This is a genomic window from Kordia antarctica (assembly GCF_009901525.1).
Taxonomy (GTDB): Bacteria; Bacteroidota; Bacteroidia; order Flavobacteriales; family Flavobacteriaceae; genus Kordia; species Kordia antarctica.
Genome location: NZ_CP019288.1, coordinates 3,408,576 through 3,425,497, shown reverse-complemented (window position 1 = coordinate 3,425,497; position 16,922 = coordinate 3,408,576). Strand labels below are relative to the sequence as shown.

Below are 16,922 nucleotides of genomic sequence, written 5' to 3'. Positions count from 1 at the left end.
TAGGCTTTTTATTATCTATTGGCACATTAATTTTTATCCCAAAAATCTTTAGCTTTGTCCCAAAGTTCTTCTCCACCTTCTTGAAGTTGCTTTCCAGTCTCGTTAATTCCGTCTTCAGTTGTGTATTTTTCTATGTTTTCAATAAATTCCCCAACTGTATTTATTTTATCAAAAACAGCATCCGCATTTTCGAATCCTTGTTCTTTTGCAAAACGTCTCCAATCTAGTTCAGAAACCGTATTCCATGTATATTTCATTACAATTTTACTTAAAAAATATTTGTCATACACCGTATTTAGCACTTTACCGGTTTCTCTATCTTTTAAATATACAACAGCTTCATCAATTGATTTTTTCTCTTTATCAGAAAGCATATTGCTTTGTTTTAATTTCAGTAATGATACAATTGCTTTTTCGGAATCTTCATTTTTTAAATGCAAATAGGTTTCAACTGCCAATGTTAATTCGGTTTGTACACCAAATTCATTCATAATGTCTAAAAATGCTTGAAAATCTTCCAAACAGCCTTTTTCTTTTTCATCACCAATGATTAACCGATCTATTCCGCGAAATAGATAATGCATGGATAGGGTAATTTTTTTTGCTACCGCTGGTGTACATCGTTTTCCATATAAATAGAGGTAATAGTTAGAAAAGTCAGTATCGTTATTGTTTTCAATCCAGTTGATGTTTTTTGTTAAGTCTTCTTCTGTTAAGTATACCATTCCTTTTTCAAGAAATAACATTCCTCTAAATAATCTAAATAAACATTTTTCTTCACTTTCTGGAGCGCTTTCTATATCTACTTTTGTAATTTCATAGAGTGCAATTTCCCTTCCTGCATCTCTAGAAAGCATTGAAAGTACAGCAAAAGCTAGGTGTTCACCCATTTTTTTACCTTTTTTTTCTTCCTGAGTTAGCGTTTTTGTGCTCTTATTTTTAATTTCCGAATACGATGGTAAAATATCTTCGTCTGTTACTTTTACAAACTCTTTTATTTCTGTAAAATCTTTAAATACATTGATGTAATCCAACGCAGATAAATCATCATTCTTTACCTTAGTATCATACATATCTACGATGTTTTGAATGTTTCCTAGTTTTGCTTTTACAGGTAACAATTCGGGATATACATTTTCATTTATGTATGTTGCTTTTTTTGCCATTTTCAAGTATTTCCATAGTAATACTTTATATGTATACACACTTTCTTCAAGTTCTAACCGTTCTTTTTCAATAGGAGCAAGGTTGTCATCTTCTAAGAAAGAACAGCTACTAAATACACATATAAAAGCTAAAACGATAAGATGGTAACTGAAGTTTTTCATGTAGTTTTAATGTCAATGAATTTTCAAGATACAATTTTAAATAAAAACATAAAAAAAGACCGTACAAGTGTACAGTCTTTAGAATATTTTGAATGAATGTTTATGTTACATTTGCTTCGCTTCCGCAACTAACAATTCGTTTTTGTCATCCAATGCTTTTTCAATGAATTCATTAATGTTATCAGTGCGTTCTTGTCCATTTTTGAGTAAAACACCTAACGTAATCATAACTGCAATGCGCGTTCCTGCTTTTTTAGCTGCTGTTGCAAATAACGGTTCTACATCTTCATACGGAACATTTTCTGCTAATGCTTGAATCTTCGCTTTGGCAATTTCCTGCTTTTCTTCTGGAAGATTGGTATATTTTTTTCCAAATTGCTTTATTTCCTCAATTGGCGGACGTTGATGTTCTTGCTTTTGCTGAGGTTTTCCTTGATTTTGTGCTGGTTTTGGCTTTTGTTTTGCCCATGTATCGCGTAAACCAACCGTTTTATTAAAAATCAATTTGTCTGCCGTTGTATCTTTATCTACACAGAAATAACCCAAACGTTGAAATTGAAAACGATCTCCAACGTTGGCTTCTTTTAAATACGGTTCTACATGCGCAATCACCGTTTTTAAAGAATCTGCATTTACAAACTCCATAAAGTCTTTGTCTTTGTGACTATCAGGCGCTTCATCAGAAAATAAACGATCATATACACGAACCTCAGCTTTTACTGCATGTGCAATAGAAACCCAATGCAATGTACCTTTTACTTTACGTACACTTGCTTCTGTTCCACTTCCGCTTAAACTGTCAACGTCGTATGTACAGTGAATTTCTGTAATATTTCCATCCGCATCTTTTATAACATTTTCTCCTTTAATGATATATGCATTTTTTAAACGAACTTCTTTTCCAAGTGTCAATCTAAAATATTTACTACTTGCATCTTCTTTGAAATCTTCCTTTTCAATGTATAATTCTCTTGAAAAAGGAACTTTATGACTTCCTGAAGCTGCATCTTCTGGATTGTTTTCAGCTTCAAGCCATTCTTCTTTTCCTTCAGGATAATTCGCAATGATTAACTTTACAGGATCTAAAACTGCCATGACTCTATTGGCTGTTTTGTTTAAATCTTCTCTGATACAAAATTCCAACAACGAAACATCAATTACATTTTCGCGCTTCGCAACACCAACCGTTTCCACAAATTTCTTGATGGAATTTGGCGTGTAACCTCTTCGGCGTAAGCCAGAAATAGTAGGCATTCGCGGATCGTCCCAACCAGAAACTATATTTTCTTCTACCAATTTGAGTAATTTACGCTTACTCATTATGGTGTAACTTAGGTTTAATCGTGCAAATTCACGTTGTTTTGGCTGTATATTGGGTTTGTAATTATTAAAGGTATTTGAATATTCATACTGAATATTATTATTATTAATTAGATTGAAAACTATCTCTTTAAATCTAAAATTAGAAATTATTTCTTTTGCACTATCTTTTCCAATATATTTTACTTCTAATAATTTAGATACATTTTCATTTTTGATAGCATCATAAATTTCTTCATTTGAAAGTTGAGATATGATTCTAGTAGCTCTATCTTTTCCAATATACTTTATTTTTAATAAGTTTTTGTATATTTCTCTATTCTGATAAATGAACACATGTTCTTTGAACCAATCATAGAGTTTTCTGTGTGGTTTAAATTCTAGTGAGCATAAAGAATGTGATATTTGTTCTATGTAATCACTTTCACCATGTGTCCAATCGTAAGTTGGGTAAATACACCATACGTCACCAGTCCTGTGATGATGCGAAAATAAGATTCTATACATCAACGGATCGCGCATGTGCATGTTTGTATGTTTCATATCAATTTTTGCACGCAATACATGAGTTTTTGCTTTAAATTCGCCAGCTTTCATACCTTGAAATAATTCCAAATTTTTGGCAACAGTTCTATTTCTATACGGACTATTGGTACCAACTTGCGTCGGTGTTCCTTTTTGTTCGCGCATTGCTTCCGACGATTGCGAATCTACATAGGCTTTTCCGTCTTTTATGAGTTGAATTGTCCAATCGTATAATTGTTGAAAGTAATCAGAAGAATACAGTTCGTTTGCCCATTGATAGCCTAACCAAGAGATATCTTTTTTAATAGCGTCTACATACTCTTGCTCTTCTTTGGCTGGGTTTGTATCATCAAAACGAAGATTTACAGGCGCATTGTATTTTTCGCCCAAACCAAAACTAATACCGATAGCTTTGGTGTGTCCGATATGCAAATAACCGTTTGGTTCTGGCGGAAAGCGAAAGCGTAACTTATCTTTCGACATTCCATTTGCAAGATCTTCTTCTATGATATGCTCAATAAAATTGAGCGATTTTGTTTCTTCTGTCATTGTAATAGTACTTCAACAAATTAAGCTGCAAAATTAGCAAATTATTGTGAATTGCTTCTATTTTCTTTGCTACTTCCTTGTAACGAACACTCACAATGCACTACGTATAGAGAGAAGTTTAATTTTAAATAGTAAAAATACAATGAAACATTCTAATTATTCCTGTCCTAAATGCAACAACAGAACGTATAAAGTAGGAGAGATGCGCGCTACTGGCGGACGCTGGTCTAAAATTTTTGATGTACAAAGTGCAAAATTTACGTCTGTAAGTTGTGAACGTTGTTCATATACCGAATTTTATAAAGCTAAAACAAGCGCTATTAGTAATATTTTTGATTTGTTTACGAATTAATAGTTAATCTAATACCATTTATCATTTTGAATTTACTGCAATAAAGCACCTTAGTAAGTTCATAAATAAACTATAACGTGTCTCAAGAAAAAATCTTAATAATTACCTCATTTTCTAGTTTTTTATTTTCTTTTTCTTTGTTCGCACAAAGAATACTGAATCAAGTTCAGCACAGGCTTCAACAAAAGAAAGTGCGTTTTTCCAGAGGTGTTTTTAGTTTTTTCTCTGAAAAACTAAAACCGTATTCATTTTTCTAAATTTTTTCCAAGGCTTCAAAAATTCTTAACGAAAAATGAATACTACACTGCGGAAAAAGAACGTATTGTGGAAAAAACAATAAATGGAATGAATAGTTTATTTTTACATTTTTAAAATGAATCTATGGGAATTATTCGTGTTACCAATATTAAAGCCTACGCATATCACGGTTGCTTAGTAGAAGAAAGTAAAATAGGAAGTGATTATCGCGTTGATGTTTCAGTTTCTGCCGATTTACAACCTTCTGCAAAAAGTGATAATTTACAAGAAACTGTAGATTATGTACATATTAACAAGATAGTAAAGGAAGAAATGGCAATTCGTTCTAAGTTATTGGAACATGTTGCCAAACGTATTTTGAACAGAATTTTTGATGAGATTGCAATTGCAAATAAAGCAACGGTAGCTGTTTCTAAGATAAATCCGCCAATTGGTGGCAATGTAGAAATGGTTACGATAGAAATGTCTTTAGAACGTTCCTAATTATACAAGGAAAATCTCCTGTATAGTCCACAAAAAGAAAGGATTAAAAATAGGTTAGATTTTCTCATACGTCTTAGAGGATATTTAATGTTTCTTTTTTGTTGCATAAAATGTAAATTTGATTAAATTTGCATCTATAATGGCGTCGTGGCCGAGTGGCTAGGCAGAGGTCTGCAAAACCTTCTACAGCGGTTCGAATCCGCTCGACGCCTCTACAAAAGTAAAAACCTTCTGAAATTCAGAAGGTTTTTTTATTTTTAGTTTACATGAGTTTTATAAGTAACGCTCTATTTTTTCTTTGATTTTGTCTTTTCCTTTTGGAAATACACCTTGTAAAATCATCACAACACCAAATAAAATGATTAATATACTGACCCATTTTTTCGTTTTGAAGATAAAACGTGGTGTCATTTTGCTTTTTAATTTTTTTGCCAATAACATTTTAGCAATATCTGTAACCAACATACTTATCAAAACCGTTGCTAAGAATACAATAACTCCTTCATCAGTGCTTGTAAGTGCGTTTGCCATGATAATAACACCTATCCAACCTGCTAAGACACCAAAGTTGATAAAGTTCAGTAGAAAGCCTTTTACAAATAATCCGAGAAGATTCTTTTTAGGATCTACATTGTAATGCTCGCGCACAATTTTTCGAAATGATTTGGATGTTTTTATATATGAGATAACTCCGAAGGAAAGTAAAATTAAACCTCCAAAAATGATCAAATTTGGATCATCTTTTATTTTTTCTAGAATTTGACTCGTGCTATAATATGCAAATATAATAAAGACAATATCTGCGAAGATAGCGCCTAAATCAAATGTGAGTGCACTTCTAAAACCTTTGGTAATACTTGTTTCTATGATGATAAAGAAAACAGGTCCTACTGCAAAGGCTAAGATGAATCCGTAAAGTATAGCGTATGCTAATCCGTCAAACATAGTACAAAAGTACTAAAAGTTATATGATTTTATTTCTAATACAATAGGAAATAATAGAGCTTGTAGTTTTTAAAAAAAGAAAAACGTCTGAATGGTAGTTTAGACGTTTTTCGAAATTGATTGATGAAGGTATGAATGTTTTATTTTAACGTAAGTTCAATATAAATTATATGTGAAATAATTTCAAGTGTCTAAAAAATATTTTTTGCTTTTTATTTTCGTTTTCTTTGCTCGCACAACATTTCGACTGCGCTCAATGTGACAAGCAGAAACAAAAGAAAATGCGTTTTTCCAGAGGTGTTTTTAGTTTTTTCTCTGAAAAACTAAAACCGCATTCATTTTTCTAAATTTTTTCCAAGGCTTCAAAAATTCTTAACGAAAAGTGAATACTACACTGCGGAAAAAATCCTTTACATACTATTATTTCACTTTGATTTTTCCTCCAAAAAGTCTGTCTTTTTTAATGGTTTTTGGATCACCGTGAATTTCAATGTATCCGCCAGCTCTCACTTTTGCATCTGCTAAAACAGAAGCAGAGATTACTGCATTTCCGCCAGCACTTACTTTTACTTTTGTTTGTTCGGTTATTAATTTTTCTCCTTCGTAAATTCCACCAGTATTTAAAATGACTTCTTGGTGAGTTGCTTTTCCAGAAGCTTCAATAATTCCGCCGGAAACCGCTTTGCAGTCTAGGTTTTCTACTTCTAATCCGACATTAATTTTTCCGCCTTCTTGCGCTTTTAGCTCTAAATAGGGTTGTGTTATTGTTTCATTGGAAACTACAATAGCGCCTTCGTTAGAATCAATTGTACTGATTTTTGTGTAATATACTTCTACAAACGTTTGTGTTCCATCGAAAATACGATCAAACTTCATGCGAATTTTTAGTTTTCCATTTTTATTGATTATTTCTACATCTTCTGTATCAGCGCCTGTAATGACAACTTTGTTTTCCGTAGACTTGATGAGGTTTATTTCGATCAAATCAAAAACTTTTACTTCGTCAAAATCACCTACTTGTTTTTCAAGTGGCTTTTGAGCAAAAACTGTAAAGGCTAGAAAGCAAAAAACGAATGTGCAAATATGTTTCATAAATATCATGGTTTTAGTGTTTGTACATAAAGAGTGTTTAGAAAACGGTTTGTTACAGTTTTTATTAAAATTTTATGTAATTACTTGTTAATTATGGTTTTACCTTACTAAAAATGTGTTTTAAATTAGTAAATTTAGTATGAAATTTAAAAAATTATATCATGAAAAAAAAGAATTTAAAATTATTGAAGATTAACAAAAAGACAATTTCTAAATTAAGTGTAGAAGAAATAAAAGGAGGAACAGGAGGCTCCTTATCTAATAATCCAGGTGTATACTGCTCCGCAGGACCAACTACAAGTTATGGAAAAATGGCATGTGAAATAGATTGTGAGTGTGGATATTAATCTTTACCCACTTTTACAATATAAGAAAGCCCGATTTTTGAAAAATCTAGCTTTCTTGTTTGTTTTACTTCAATTTTACTGCTGTTCCAGTGACACTAACCATGACTGCGCCGCCAGCACTTATTTCCATGTCAACAGAAATGCCTACAACTGCGTCAGCGTTTAATTTTGCAGCATTGTCATTTAGTTTTTGAAATGTTGCTTCTTTTACTTCTTCAATTCCGCTTTCTATTTGTGCGTAATATTTTTTCATGTTAAACATATCTTTGAACGATACACCTTTGTAACTGTAATTAACATTGTATGTCATTCCAGAAACTACGCCTAAATATTCAGCAATTTCTCTATTCTCAAAGTTATTGGTTGTTGTAAATATCATAATGGTTGTGTGTTTTTAGTTTGTTTGTTTTGTTAATGTGAATTCGATATAAGTCTACATAAATAAGATTTTGAACACATTTAAAATAAATGCTAAGCATCTGATTTTCATATTTTTATTTTCGTTTTCTTTGTTCGCACAAAGAAAAGAAACAAAAGAAAGTGCGCTTTTCCAGAGGTATTTTTAGTTTTTCTTTTAGGGAAAAACTAAAACCGTATGAATTTTTCTAAATTTTCTCCAAGGATTCGAAAATTCTTAACGAAAAATCCTTGCTATACTGCGGAAAAGACAAAAAAATTCTGAATTTTTATATCGAACTAACGTTAAGTTAGTACCATTTTTTAAGAAATGTTACGAAAATAAAAAGTTCACTTCGAGAAAACCTCAGTGAACTTTTTATTTTCTGCGTTAAGGATAGCAGCGGCATCCTTCCGATTTTTTTCGGAAGATATAGCGAATAGCCTGACCAAAAGAAGACTGAGGAACTCGAAGTCTTTTTTTGGTAACGCCCAAATTATGCTTCTACTTCAACATTTTTTCCAACGAGATCAAAATCTAAGTGACGTTTGACTAAGTCTGTGCTTTTTACTTTTACAACTACTTCATCTCCAAGTTGATATACGTTTTTGGTAACTTCACCAATTAATGCATATTGCTTTTCATCAAAGGTGTAATAATCGTCTTTTATGTTACGGATACTTACCATTCCTTCACATTTGTTTTCAATGATTTCTACATAAATTCCCCATTCGGTTACACCAGATATGACACCTACAAATTCTTCATCTTTATGATCTTGCATGAATTTGATTTGCATGTATTTGGTAGAATCACGTTCTGCTCTTGCTGCCAAACCTTCCATACTTGATGAATGCTCACATTTTACTTCGTATTCAGACGCATCTGCCGATTTTCCTCCATCTAAATAGTGTTGTAATAATCGATGTACCATAACATCAGGATAGCGACGAATTGGCGATGTAAAGTGCGAATAGTAATTGAAAGCCAATCCATAATGACCAATATTATCAGTCGTATATTTTGCTTTACTCATACTTCTAATAGCAAGCGTATCAATCATGTTTTGTTCGCCTTTTCCTTTTACATCTTCTAGTAATTGGTTTAGAGAACTTGTTGTAGTTTTTCTTGATTTTAGGTTTAATGAATACCCAAAACGAGAGATTATGTTTTGTAAATTCCCCAGTTTTTCTGAATCTGGTTCGTCGTGCACACGATAGATAAATGTTTTTTCTGGTTCTTGTTTACCAATGAAAGCAGCTACTTTTTTATTGGCTAATAACATGAATTCTTCAATCAGTTTGTTCGCGTCTTGTTGTGTTTTAAAATAGACACCTTCTGGATTGCTGTTTTCATCTAAATTAAACCGAACTTCTACTTTGTCAAACGAAATTGCACCTTGACGCATTCGTTTTGCACGCATTATTTTGGCTAGTTTGTCTAACGTCAATGTTGCTTCTACAATTGCTTTGTCAACTTTGTATGCTTTTCCTGTGATGGAGATATCTGCAGGAATTTCGTCACCTTTTGTTTCAATGATTACTTGTGCTTCTTCATAGGCAAATCGTTTGTCTGAATACGTTACTGTTCGTCCAAACCATTCGTTGAGAACTTCTGCTTTTTTGTTGATTTCAAATACGGCCGAGAATGTATATTTTTCTTCATTTGGACGTAATGAACACGCGCCATTTGATAGTATTTCTGGTAACATCGGTACAACACGATCAACTAAATATACGGAAGTTGCACGTTCGTATGCTTCATCATCCAAGATAGTTCCTGGCTTTAGATAGTATGAAACATCTGCAATGTGAATTCCGATTTCGTAGTTTCCATTTTCTAATACTTGAAACGATAATGCATCATCAAAATCTTTGGCATCTTTCGGATCTATCGTATACGTTAACACGTTCCGCATGTCTCTACGTTTCTTGATTTCTTCTTTTTGAATTGACGTATCAATCTTGTTTGCAAATTTTTCAACTTCTTCAGGAAATTCGTATGGCAACCCATATTCTGCTAAAATGGAATGAATTTCAGTATTGTGTTCACCTGGTTTTCCAAGTACTTTTATAATCTTTCCGAATGGAGAATCAGCTCTTGCTGGCCAATCTTCAATTTCGACAACTACTTTGTCGCCATCTTCAGCATTGTTTATTTTATTCTTGGGAACAAAAATATCAGTATACATTTTTGAATCAGAAGCTACTACAAAAGCAAAGTTTTTCTGCATTTGTAAAACGCCGACAAATTCCGTCTTTTTGCGTTTTATAATGTTTGTAATTTCACCTTCTGGTCTGTTGTTTTTGCGACGTTTGTACACATAAATTTCTACTTCGTCACCATTTAATGCTTTGTTCAGTTTATTGTTTGGAACAAATACATCTTCTTCAAATTCTTCACAAATTACATAACCTTGTCCGCGCGCAGTCAAATCTAAAATTCCTGTGAAATATTCCGTATCGCCAACTACTTTGTATTGTCCACGGTCAATTTCTTCAATTTTTTGTTTTGCTTTAAGCTTTTTAATCGTTTTTATAATTTGATTTCTTCCGCTTGTGTCTGTAATATTAAGTTTGGCGGCTATTTGTTTGTAGTTAAAAACTTTGTTTGAAGACTTTTTAAATATTTGAAGGATCGCATCTGTTAAGTTTGGTATTTTGTGCGATTTCTCTTTTTTCTTTCTTGTCATTATATCATTCTATTTTACACGCTTTCGTGTATATTTCGGTTTGTTATTATTATTTTATTTGATTGTTTAAAAAGCATACCGAAATTGCTTTTTGTTGAATTTTACTCGATAATCGAGATTTAACTATTCCTAGTTTACCTCTATTTACTCTTGAAAAGTACAAATTAATTCTGTTAGGAATGTTGTTGTTTTAGGAATTAACTATTTCTTATTGTAAACAACGAATAGGAGAGAAGTATTAAAAATTCTGATGCAAATATAGTTAATATTTTACAATTCGTATTTTGCAACACTTTAAATTCGTGTTATGTATGTGTAAAGATAAATGGTTTTTGATTGTGAATCCGACTTCTGGAAGCTTCTCTGGAAAGCGAAAATGGAAGCAAATTTCTAGAGAGTTTGAAGTACAAGATATTGAATTTGATTATGAGTTTACAACTAAACCTCAACACGAATATGAATTGGTTATTGAAGCTTTAGAGAACGGTTTTCGAAAGTTTGTGAGCATTGGCGGCGACGGAACTTTGCATCATATTGTAAATGGTTTGATGCAACAAAAAACGGTTCCAAAACAGGATTTGAAAGTTGCTGTGATTCCTTTAGGAACCGGAAATGATTGGGTAAAAACGTATAATATTCCTAAGAATATTAAAAAAGCGGTTGCTATTATTAAAACTGAACATACTGTTTTACAAGATATTGGCACGATTTCTTTGTTGAATGAAGCAAAAACTGTGTTTTTTAATAATGTTGCAGGTTTGGGTTTTGATGGTTATGTGGTAAAACGAAATGAACGATTGAAATTTTTAGGTGCAGCTTCTTTTTTGATTTCTACGGTGTTGAGTTTAGCGAGTTATAAAGCAACTTCGTTTACGATTGAAACTACTCAACAGAAATTAACAACTAAATCATTGTTAACTATCATTGGAATTTGTCAGTTTTCTGGTGGCGGAATGCAGTTAACAAAAGACGTAAATCCTGCAGATAGTTTCTTTGATGTTTCGGTTGCTAAACATTTTACATTGTTTAATTTGATACGAAATGTTTTTGGTTTGTTTAACGGATCTATTACAAATCATCCATTGGTGGAAACTTTTAAAACGAATGAAGTTACGATTACAACTTCAGAACCAGCAGTTTTTATACAAGCCGATGGCGAATTGATTGGATGTGGTGGTTTTACTGCAACTATTTTACCAAAATCTTTAAGATTTGTTGTTCCGTAACATAATTTCTTTATAATTAGTTTTGAAGTAATTTTTGAAATTATAAAGAATAAGTTGAGTTAAATTGTTCATTATTAGTTTTTTATTTTCGTTTTCTTTGTTCGCACAAAGAATACTGAATCAAGTTCAGCACAGGCTTCAACAAAAGAAAGTGCGTTTTTCCAGAGGTGTTTTTGACTGAAAAAGTCAAAATCGCATTCATTTTTCTAAATTTTCTCCAAGGCTTCAAAAATTCTTAACGAAAAATAAATACTACACTGCGGAAAAAGAACATATTTTCCGAAAATAAACAACTTTCTTACAGAAAAGTTAAAAAAATCTTAAAAAAAGTGTAACATTTCTCTTTTTGTCTCGTCTATATAGAAAGTACTCAATGTATTTTTATCAAAATTATGAAACGAGTGTATAAAGTTATTCTTCTATTTGTATCGATTTTTTTAATCGGTATTTTCTCGTTTGGTAGTTATATTAATTCTTCTTTGAAAAAAGATAATGATACCAGAGCTGTTGATATTCAGAAAGATTCTTTGAAAAATGCAGCAATTGATACGTATTATTTAAACTAGATTCCTTATTTTTAATACATTACATCTTTAATTATTTTTAGCATATGATCAATTTTGTGACCGTAGCGACTTTTACGTATCCTTATGAATATGCAATTTTACGAATTGTGTTAGATCAGAAAGGAATTCAGTATGTGTTTGAAAACGAACTAATGTTGAGTGTATTTCCTTTCTATTCGAACGCGTTAGGCGGTATTTCGTTGAAAGTCCATAAAAACGATGTTGACATCACAAAACAGATTTTGGAGGATTTTAATAGCAAGCAATCGCATTTGAGGATAGTTTAAATTTAGACTTGCTTAGATTGTTAGACTAGTTAGATTGAAAAATTAAAGTACTTCTCGATACTAAATTCTTTTAGAATTTAACTCGAAGTGACGTTTTGGTATGCAATGAACAGATTATTTTATCCAAACCTTTACATTTAAAATCATTGTTGTCCGATATAAGATATAAGACCGCTGCGCTCATAGAGCCAAGAATAAAGACTCTATGTTAACTACTTGACAACCAGAAGTAATTTAAAAGATAATATTGTGTTTTCTATCTTTTCAAAAATTGTCTTTAAAAGCAAGGTGTTATTGCTTTAAAACACTTAGACTTCAACTATAAATAGACTTTGAAACATTTTAAGTGATTTTAATCGGACACTAATGATTTATAATTCAACATTTATAATTTCTTAGTAGCTTCAAACCGTATTGAATGATTACCTTATTTTTTTATTCTAGCGAAAGCGAAAGTAATCGATTAATTATTTTTAAAGATTTCTTTAATGCTTATTTGATAATTCTAAATTGCATTTTCAAATCTTCAGATTGACACATTTTCAAATTAAGTAAAACAGTCATTTTTCTCTTTTAAAAAGATAGATTTCTTTCAAATGTTATGAACATTAATAATATATATATTTCTTTCTTTTATAAATTTAAAAAAACTATTGGTGGTTATTATAGCGTGTGAATAGCTACTAAAACTTTTTTTACTTTTGATAGGAATTGTGTGTTATCGAATTTGATGAACAAGTTATGAAAAGACTAATGTGTTCAACATAAGAAACATTAGATAGGTTATGAACAGTTATTAACAACTCTTATACACAGCTTTTTTGTGATAAATAGTTGGTAAATTTTTGTTAACAATCAAGAGAGCGACTCTTTATAACTTTGCTAAAAAGAAGTGCTAACTAAATAGGTTAGCTCAGGTATTTGTTTGTATTGTAAAAATTATTGAAGTAACAAAATTTACTTCTCACTTTTTAGCTACAAACTATCAACAATTGGTACTACTATATAATGAGTTCAGCGTGAAGCGATTGCAAAATGAAATTAACAATGACTTTTTTCGGTTGTTCAAAACTCGATTCATACCTTTGTTTACAACAAACACAACACCTTATTTATGAAAAATATTGTCATCGGAAATGATCACGCCGGAACCGATTATAAAAACGCAATTGTAGCACATTTGGAAGCTAAAGGTTACGTTGTTAAAAACTATGGAACTGATAGTAATGAAAGTGTAGATTATCCTGATTTTGTACATCCAGTTGCTGCAGATGTGGAAAGTGGAAAAGTCAAATTTGGAATTATTATCTGCGGAAGCGGAAATGGTGCTTCTATGACTGCGAATAAACATCAAAAGGTACGAGCTGCACTTTGTTGGACCAAAGAGATTGTAGCGCTTGCCAGGCAACATAACGATGCAAATATTTTGAGTATTCCTGCACGTTTTACGTCAATTCCGCAAGCAATTGCAATGGTTGATACGTTTTTAGAAACCGAATTTGAAGGTGGAAGACATCAGAATAGAGTTGCTAAGATTGGGTGTAGTTAGGTTATTAATAAGTACTTTATATATATAGAAAACCCGAAAACTTCGATTAGTTTTCGGGTTTTTATGTTTTTGTGAATGAGTTTCATGGTTTTAAATCAAAAATAATCTGCTATTCTATATTATATTTGTCAAAAAATAATTGATATCGATAACGTATGCTAACAGTAAAAGTAAAATCATTTAGCGAATTTACCATTGATGAATTACACGATGTATTCCAATTGCGAAGTGAAGTTTTTGTGGTAGAACAAGATTGCGTATACCAAGATATTGACGGAAAAGACCGAAAAGCATTGCACGTTATTGGTTGTGACGAAAACGAAAAAATTGTAGCATACACGCGACTTTTTAATGCAGGCGATTATTTTGACAACGCAAGTATTGGTAGAGTAGTAGTTTCAGAAAACGCACGTGCTTTTAAATACGGACATGCAATTATGAAAGCTTCTATTGCAGCAATTGAACAGCATTATAATACAAAAAATATTAAAATTTCAGCACAAACGTATTTGAAAAAATTCTACGAATCACACGGTTTTACTCAAGTTGGCGATGAATATTTAGAAGATGGAATTCCACATATTGGAATGGTTAGATAAAGTTAATCTCTTAATCCAAAACTGCTTCATATTCACTTTTATTAGCCAATAACGCAGTTGCTGATTTGATAGCTTCATCATGTGTAAGTTGATACTCGTACAAACCTTCACGATAGAAGTAACGCTTTAAGATTTCGTTTTGAAGCTCTTGTTCAATTTGCGCCTTATACGTGTCTAACGCTTCTAATTTACTTTGTTTAATGGAAGCTAACAATTCGCTATATTCTTTAGAAACACCAGCGCCAAAATCTTCCGCTTCTTTTGTGTTCATTATTTTTTGAAGCTCTTTCTCCGTATTTGTTTCGTAGTAATCCATTCCTGAAGAAACGACACTTTGCTTAAACGCATTATAATTTGAATCGTCAAAAGAAAAATCATTCATCGTTGCAAATGAGTTTTGATTGTAGAACTCGGTTGCATAATCAAAAATGACCAAATTTCCCATTAATGACTTTGTAAAATCACTTGTTTTTTGTGAATTAATTTCAATATCCGGATTGATTCCGCCACCATCATAAACTGTTCTTCCTTTTTTCGTTTTAAACGCAGTATAATCATTTGCATCGGTTCTTACGGCTTTTCCTTCTTCATCTCTATTCCAGTAATCCAATGCCTGAATACAACGTCCAGAAGGTGTATAATATCTTGAAATCGTTATTTTTATTTGTGTTCCGTACGTTAATTTTTTTGGTTGTTGTACCAAGCCTTTTCCAAAACTTCGCGCGCCAATTACGACAGCTCTGTCTAAATCTTGCAATGCTCCAGAAACAATTTCGCTTGCTGAGGCACTTCTACCATTTACTAAAACTACTAATGGAATTTCTGTATCCACAGGACTTTTTCTAGTTTTATACGTTCGGTTGTATTTTTTTACTTTCGATTTTGTAACCACAATCACTTCGCCTTTTGGCACAAAAAGATTCACAATATCAATAGATTCACGCAATAATCCTCCAGGATTACTTCGCAAGTCTAAAATAATACGTTCCGCGCCATCTTCTTTTAGTTTTTCTAATGCTTCTTTGGTTTGTGCACTTGCTTTTTTGTTGAATTTAGCCAGTACAATATATCCAGTTTTGTCATCAATCATTTTATAAAAAGGAACTGCGTCTATTTCAACTTTACTACGCGTCAACTCGGTTGTGTATTCTTTTCCTTGACGTTTGTACACAATGGTAACTTTACTATTGGCAGTACCTTTTAGCAATTCGCCAGTATCTTCTTTAAAATTTGCAATTATAATGTCGCCAATTTTTATAATTTCATCGCCAGCTTTCATTCCGGCTTTATCGGCAGGATAATCTTTATACGGTTCAATAATGGTAATTTTATTTTTGTTTCTACGAACAGATGCGCCAATTCCTGAATATTCGCCAGCATTTCTAATTTTGGCAGCTTCTACGTCTTGTTCGTTGTAAAACTTTGTGTACGGATCCAAATCACTGAGCATTTCTTTGATGGCTCCATCCATCAATTCGGCAGGATTTGTTTCATCTACATAATTCATATTTAATTGCTTAAACATGGTTGTGAATATTTCAATTTGCTTCGCGATTTCAAAAAAGTCACTTTTAAAACTTACTGCGCCAAATAAAATTGTAATTGCTAATACAGGAATTATAATTTTTCTTTTGAATATTTTTTTCATCTTTTATTTCGTTAACGGCTAATAAGATATAGCTTTCGTACAGTTATTTTTCGGGTGTGATTGTTGCTTCCGTTTTTTCAACAAATTTTTGCAACAATCGAATCATTGACTTTTCAATTTCTTCAAAAGTCGGTTCTTGTTTTCCAATATACAAAAACATAAAAGCATAGGTTGTTGATATTTTGTTAAAAACATCATTTTTGTTCAATCGATACGCTTCCCGCATTAATCTTTTGATTCTATTTCGCGTGACAGCTTTTTTAAAATTACGTTTCGTTACCGAAAAACCTGCCTGAATAGGAACATCAGTTGGTAAATTGGTTGCTGTAAACACAAGTCGTAGCGGAAACTTTGAAACAGAATTTCCTTCGCTGAAAAGCTGCTCAATGCACTTTTTACTCTTTAATTTTTCTTCTTTTGGAAAACCTAATTTCATGAAAATGTGTTGAATCTCGGTAAAAATAGAAAATAAGATTGTATTTAGCATAAGTTCCTCTAATTACATTGAGAACAACGTTTTGAGGTATTTTAGAAAATTATTTATTAAATAGTTCAGTATCAATTTCTAATTTTCATTTTCTTTGCTCGCACAAAGAAAACAGAAACAAAAAGAAAGTGCGTTTTTCCAGAGGTATTTTTGACTGAAAAAGTCAAAATCGCATTCATTTTTCTAAATTTTAGTTCACAATTTTTTATTTTATTAAATAAGAGTTCATGAATCTTTGATTTCTCCAAGGCTTCGAAAATTCTTAACGAAAA

At 31.8% G+C, this 16,922-nt stretch carries 15 protein-coding genes and 1 tRNA gene; 8 read left to right on the top strand and 8 right to left on the bottom strand.

Annotated elements, in window-relative coordinates; all coding sequences use genetic code 11:
• Positions 1-26 precede the first annotated feature (26 nt).
• Both IMCC3317_RS14225 and IMCC3317_RS14220 read right to left on the bottom strand, forming a co-directional pair.
• Complete coding sequence (locus IMCC3317_RS14225) at positions 27-1,328, bottom strand: hypothetical protein (RefSeq protein WP_160130163.1); 1,302 nt, start codon at positions 1,326-1,328, stop codon at positions 27-29.
• 105 nt (positions 1,329-1,433) lie between these two features.
• Positions 1,434-3,722 carry a glutamate--tRNA ligase family protein gene (locus IMCC3317_RS14220; RefSeq protein WP_160130162.1) on the bottom strand — a complete coding sequence of 763 codons (2,289 nt, stop codon included), beginning with the start codon at positions 3,720-3,722 and terminating at the stop codon, positions 1,434-1,436.
• 142 nt (positions 3,723-3,864) lie between these two features.
• Between IMCC3317_RS14220 and IMCC3317_RS14215 the strand changes: the two genes are divergently transcribed.
• From IMCC3317_RS14215 to IMCC3317_RS14205, 3 genes are all read left to right on the top strand, one after another.
• Positions 3,865-4,074 (top strand): zinc ribbon domain-containing protein, encoded by a 210-nt coding sequence (locus IMCC3317_RS14215; RefSeq protein ID WP_160130161.1) that lies wholly within the window; start codon positions 3,865-3,867, stop codon positions 4,072-4,074.
• A gap of 381 nt (positions 4,075-4,455) precedes the next feature.
• Positions 4,456-4,815 (top strand): dihydroneopterin aldolase, encoded by a 360-nt coding sequence (gene folB / locus IMCC3317_RS14210; protein ID WP_160130160.1) that lies wholly within the window; start codon positions 4,456-4,458, stop codon positions 4,813-4,815.
• Positions 4,816-4,956: 141 nt separating this feature from the next.
• Positions 4,957-5,027, top strand: a tRNA-Cys gene (locus IMCC3317_RS14205).
• 61 nt (positions 5,028-5,088) lie between these two features.
• Here the strand turns inward: IMCC3317_RS14205 and IMCC3317_RS14200 are convergent.
• A complete protein-coding gene (locus IMCC3317_RS14200) occupies positions 5,089-5,760 on the bottom strand; it encodes a LysE family translocator (RefSeq protein WP_160130159.1) in 672 nt (223 codons plus the stop codon).
• A gap of 420 nt (positions 5,761-6,180) precedes the next feature.
• A complete protein-coding gene (locus tag IMCC3317_RS14195; RefSeq protein WP_160130158.1) occupies positions 6,181-6,852 on the bottom strand; it encodes a head GIN domain-containing protein in 672 nt (223 codons plus the stop codon).
• Between the two features lie 161 nt (positions 6,853-7,013).
• On the opposite strand from IMCC3317_RS14195, the gene IMCC3317_RS14190 reads away from it, so the two are divergent.
• Complete coding sequence (locus tag IMCC3317_RS14190; protein WP_160130157.1) at positions 7,014-7,199, top strand: hypothetical protein; 186 nt, start codon at positions 7,014-7,016, stop codon at positions 7,197-7,199.
• Between the two features lie 64 nt (positions 7,200-7,263).
• Here the strand turns inward: IMCC3317_RS14190 and IMCC3317_RS14185 are convergent, their stop codons facing one another.
• Together IMCC3317_RS14185 and rnr are read right to left on the bottom strand one after the other, a co-directional pair.
• Positions 7,264-7,578, bottom strand: a complete 315-nt coding sequence (locus IMCC3317_RS14185; protein ID WP_160130156.1) for a YbjQ family protein — start codon at positions 7,576-7,578, stop codon at positions 7,264-7,266.
• 514 nt (positions 7,579-8,092) lie between these two features.
• Entirely contained in the window at positions 8,093-10,288 is a 2,196-nt protein-coding gene (gene rnr / locus IMCC3317_RS14180) for a ribonuclease R (protein ID WP_160130155.1), read from the bottom strand.
• Positions 10,289-10,599: 311 nt separating this feature from the next.
• Here rnr and IMCC3317_RS14175 point away from each other — a divergent pair, with 311 nt between their 5' ends.
• The 4 genes from IMCC3317_RS14175 to IMCC3317_RS14160 all read left to right on the top strand — a co-directional run bounded on the left by IMCC3317_RS14175 (position 10,600) and on the right by IMCC3317_RS14160 (position 14,515).
• The gene (locus IMCC3317_RS14175) at positions 10,600-11,514 is read left to right on the top strand and encodes a diacylglycerol/lipid kinase family protein (protein WP_160130154.1); all 915 of its coding nucleotides are present in this window, start codon (positions 10,600-10,602) and stop codon (positions 11,512-11,514) included.
• Positions 11,515-12,124: 610 nt separating this feature from the next.
• Positions 12,125-12,367 (top strand): DUF2007 domain-containing protein, encoded by a 243-nt coding sequence (locus IMCC3317_RS14170; protein WP_160130153.1) that lies wholly within the window; start codon positions 12,125-12,127, stop codon positions 12,365-12,367.
• Between the two features lie 1,114 nt (positions 12,368-13,481).
• The gene (gene rpiB, locus IMCC3317_RS14165; protein WP_160130152.1) at positions 13,482-13,916 is read left to right on the top strand and encodes a ribose 5-phosphate isomerase B; all 435 of its coding nucleotides are present in this window, start codon (positions 13,482-13,484) and stop codon (positions 13,914-13,916) included.
• 155 nt (positions 13,917-14,071) lie between these two features.
• On the top strand, positions 14,072-14,515 hold the full coding sequence (locus IMCC3317_RS14160; protein WP_160130151.1) for a GNAT family N-acetyltransferase: 444 nt from the start codon (positions 14,072-14,074) through the stop codon (positions 14,513-14,515).
• A gap of 10 nt (positions 14,516-14,525) precedes the next feature.
• Here the strand turns inward: IMCC3317_RS14160 and IMCC3317_RS14155 are convergent, their stop codons facing one another.
• Together IMCC3317_RS14155 and rnpA are read right to left on the bottom strand one after the other, a co-directional pair.
• Complete coding sequence (locus tag IMCC3317_RS14155; protein ID WP_160130150.1) at positions 14,526-16,163, bottom strand: S41 family peptidase; 1,638 nt, start codon at positions 16,161-16,163, stop codon at positions 14,526-14,528.
• A 43-nt stretch (positions 16,164-16,206) separates the two neighbouring features.
• Positions 16,207-16,599: a ribonuclease P protein component gene (gene rnpA / locus IMCC3317_RS14150; protein ID WP_160130149.1), complete on the bottom strand. Its 393-nt coding sequence runs from the start codon at positions 16,597-16,599 to the stop codon at positions 16,207-16,209.
• Positions 16,600-16,922 lie beyond the last annotated feature (323 nt).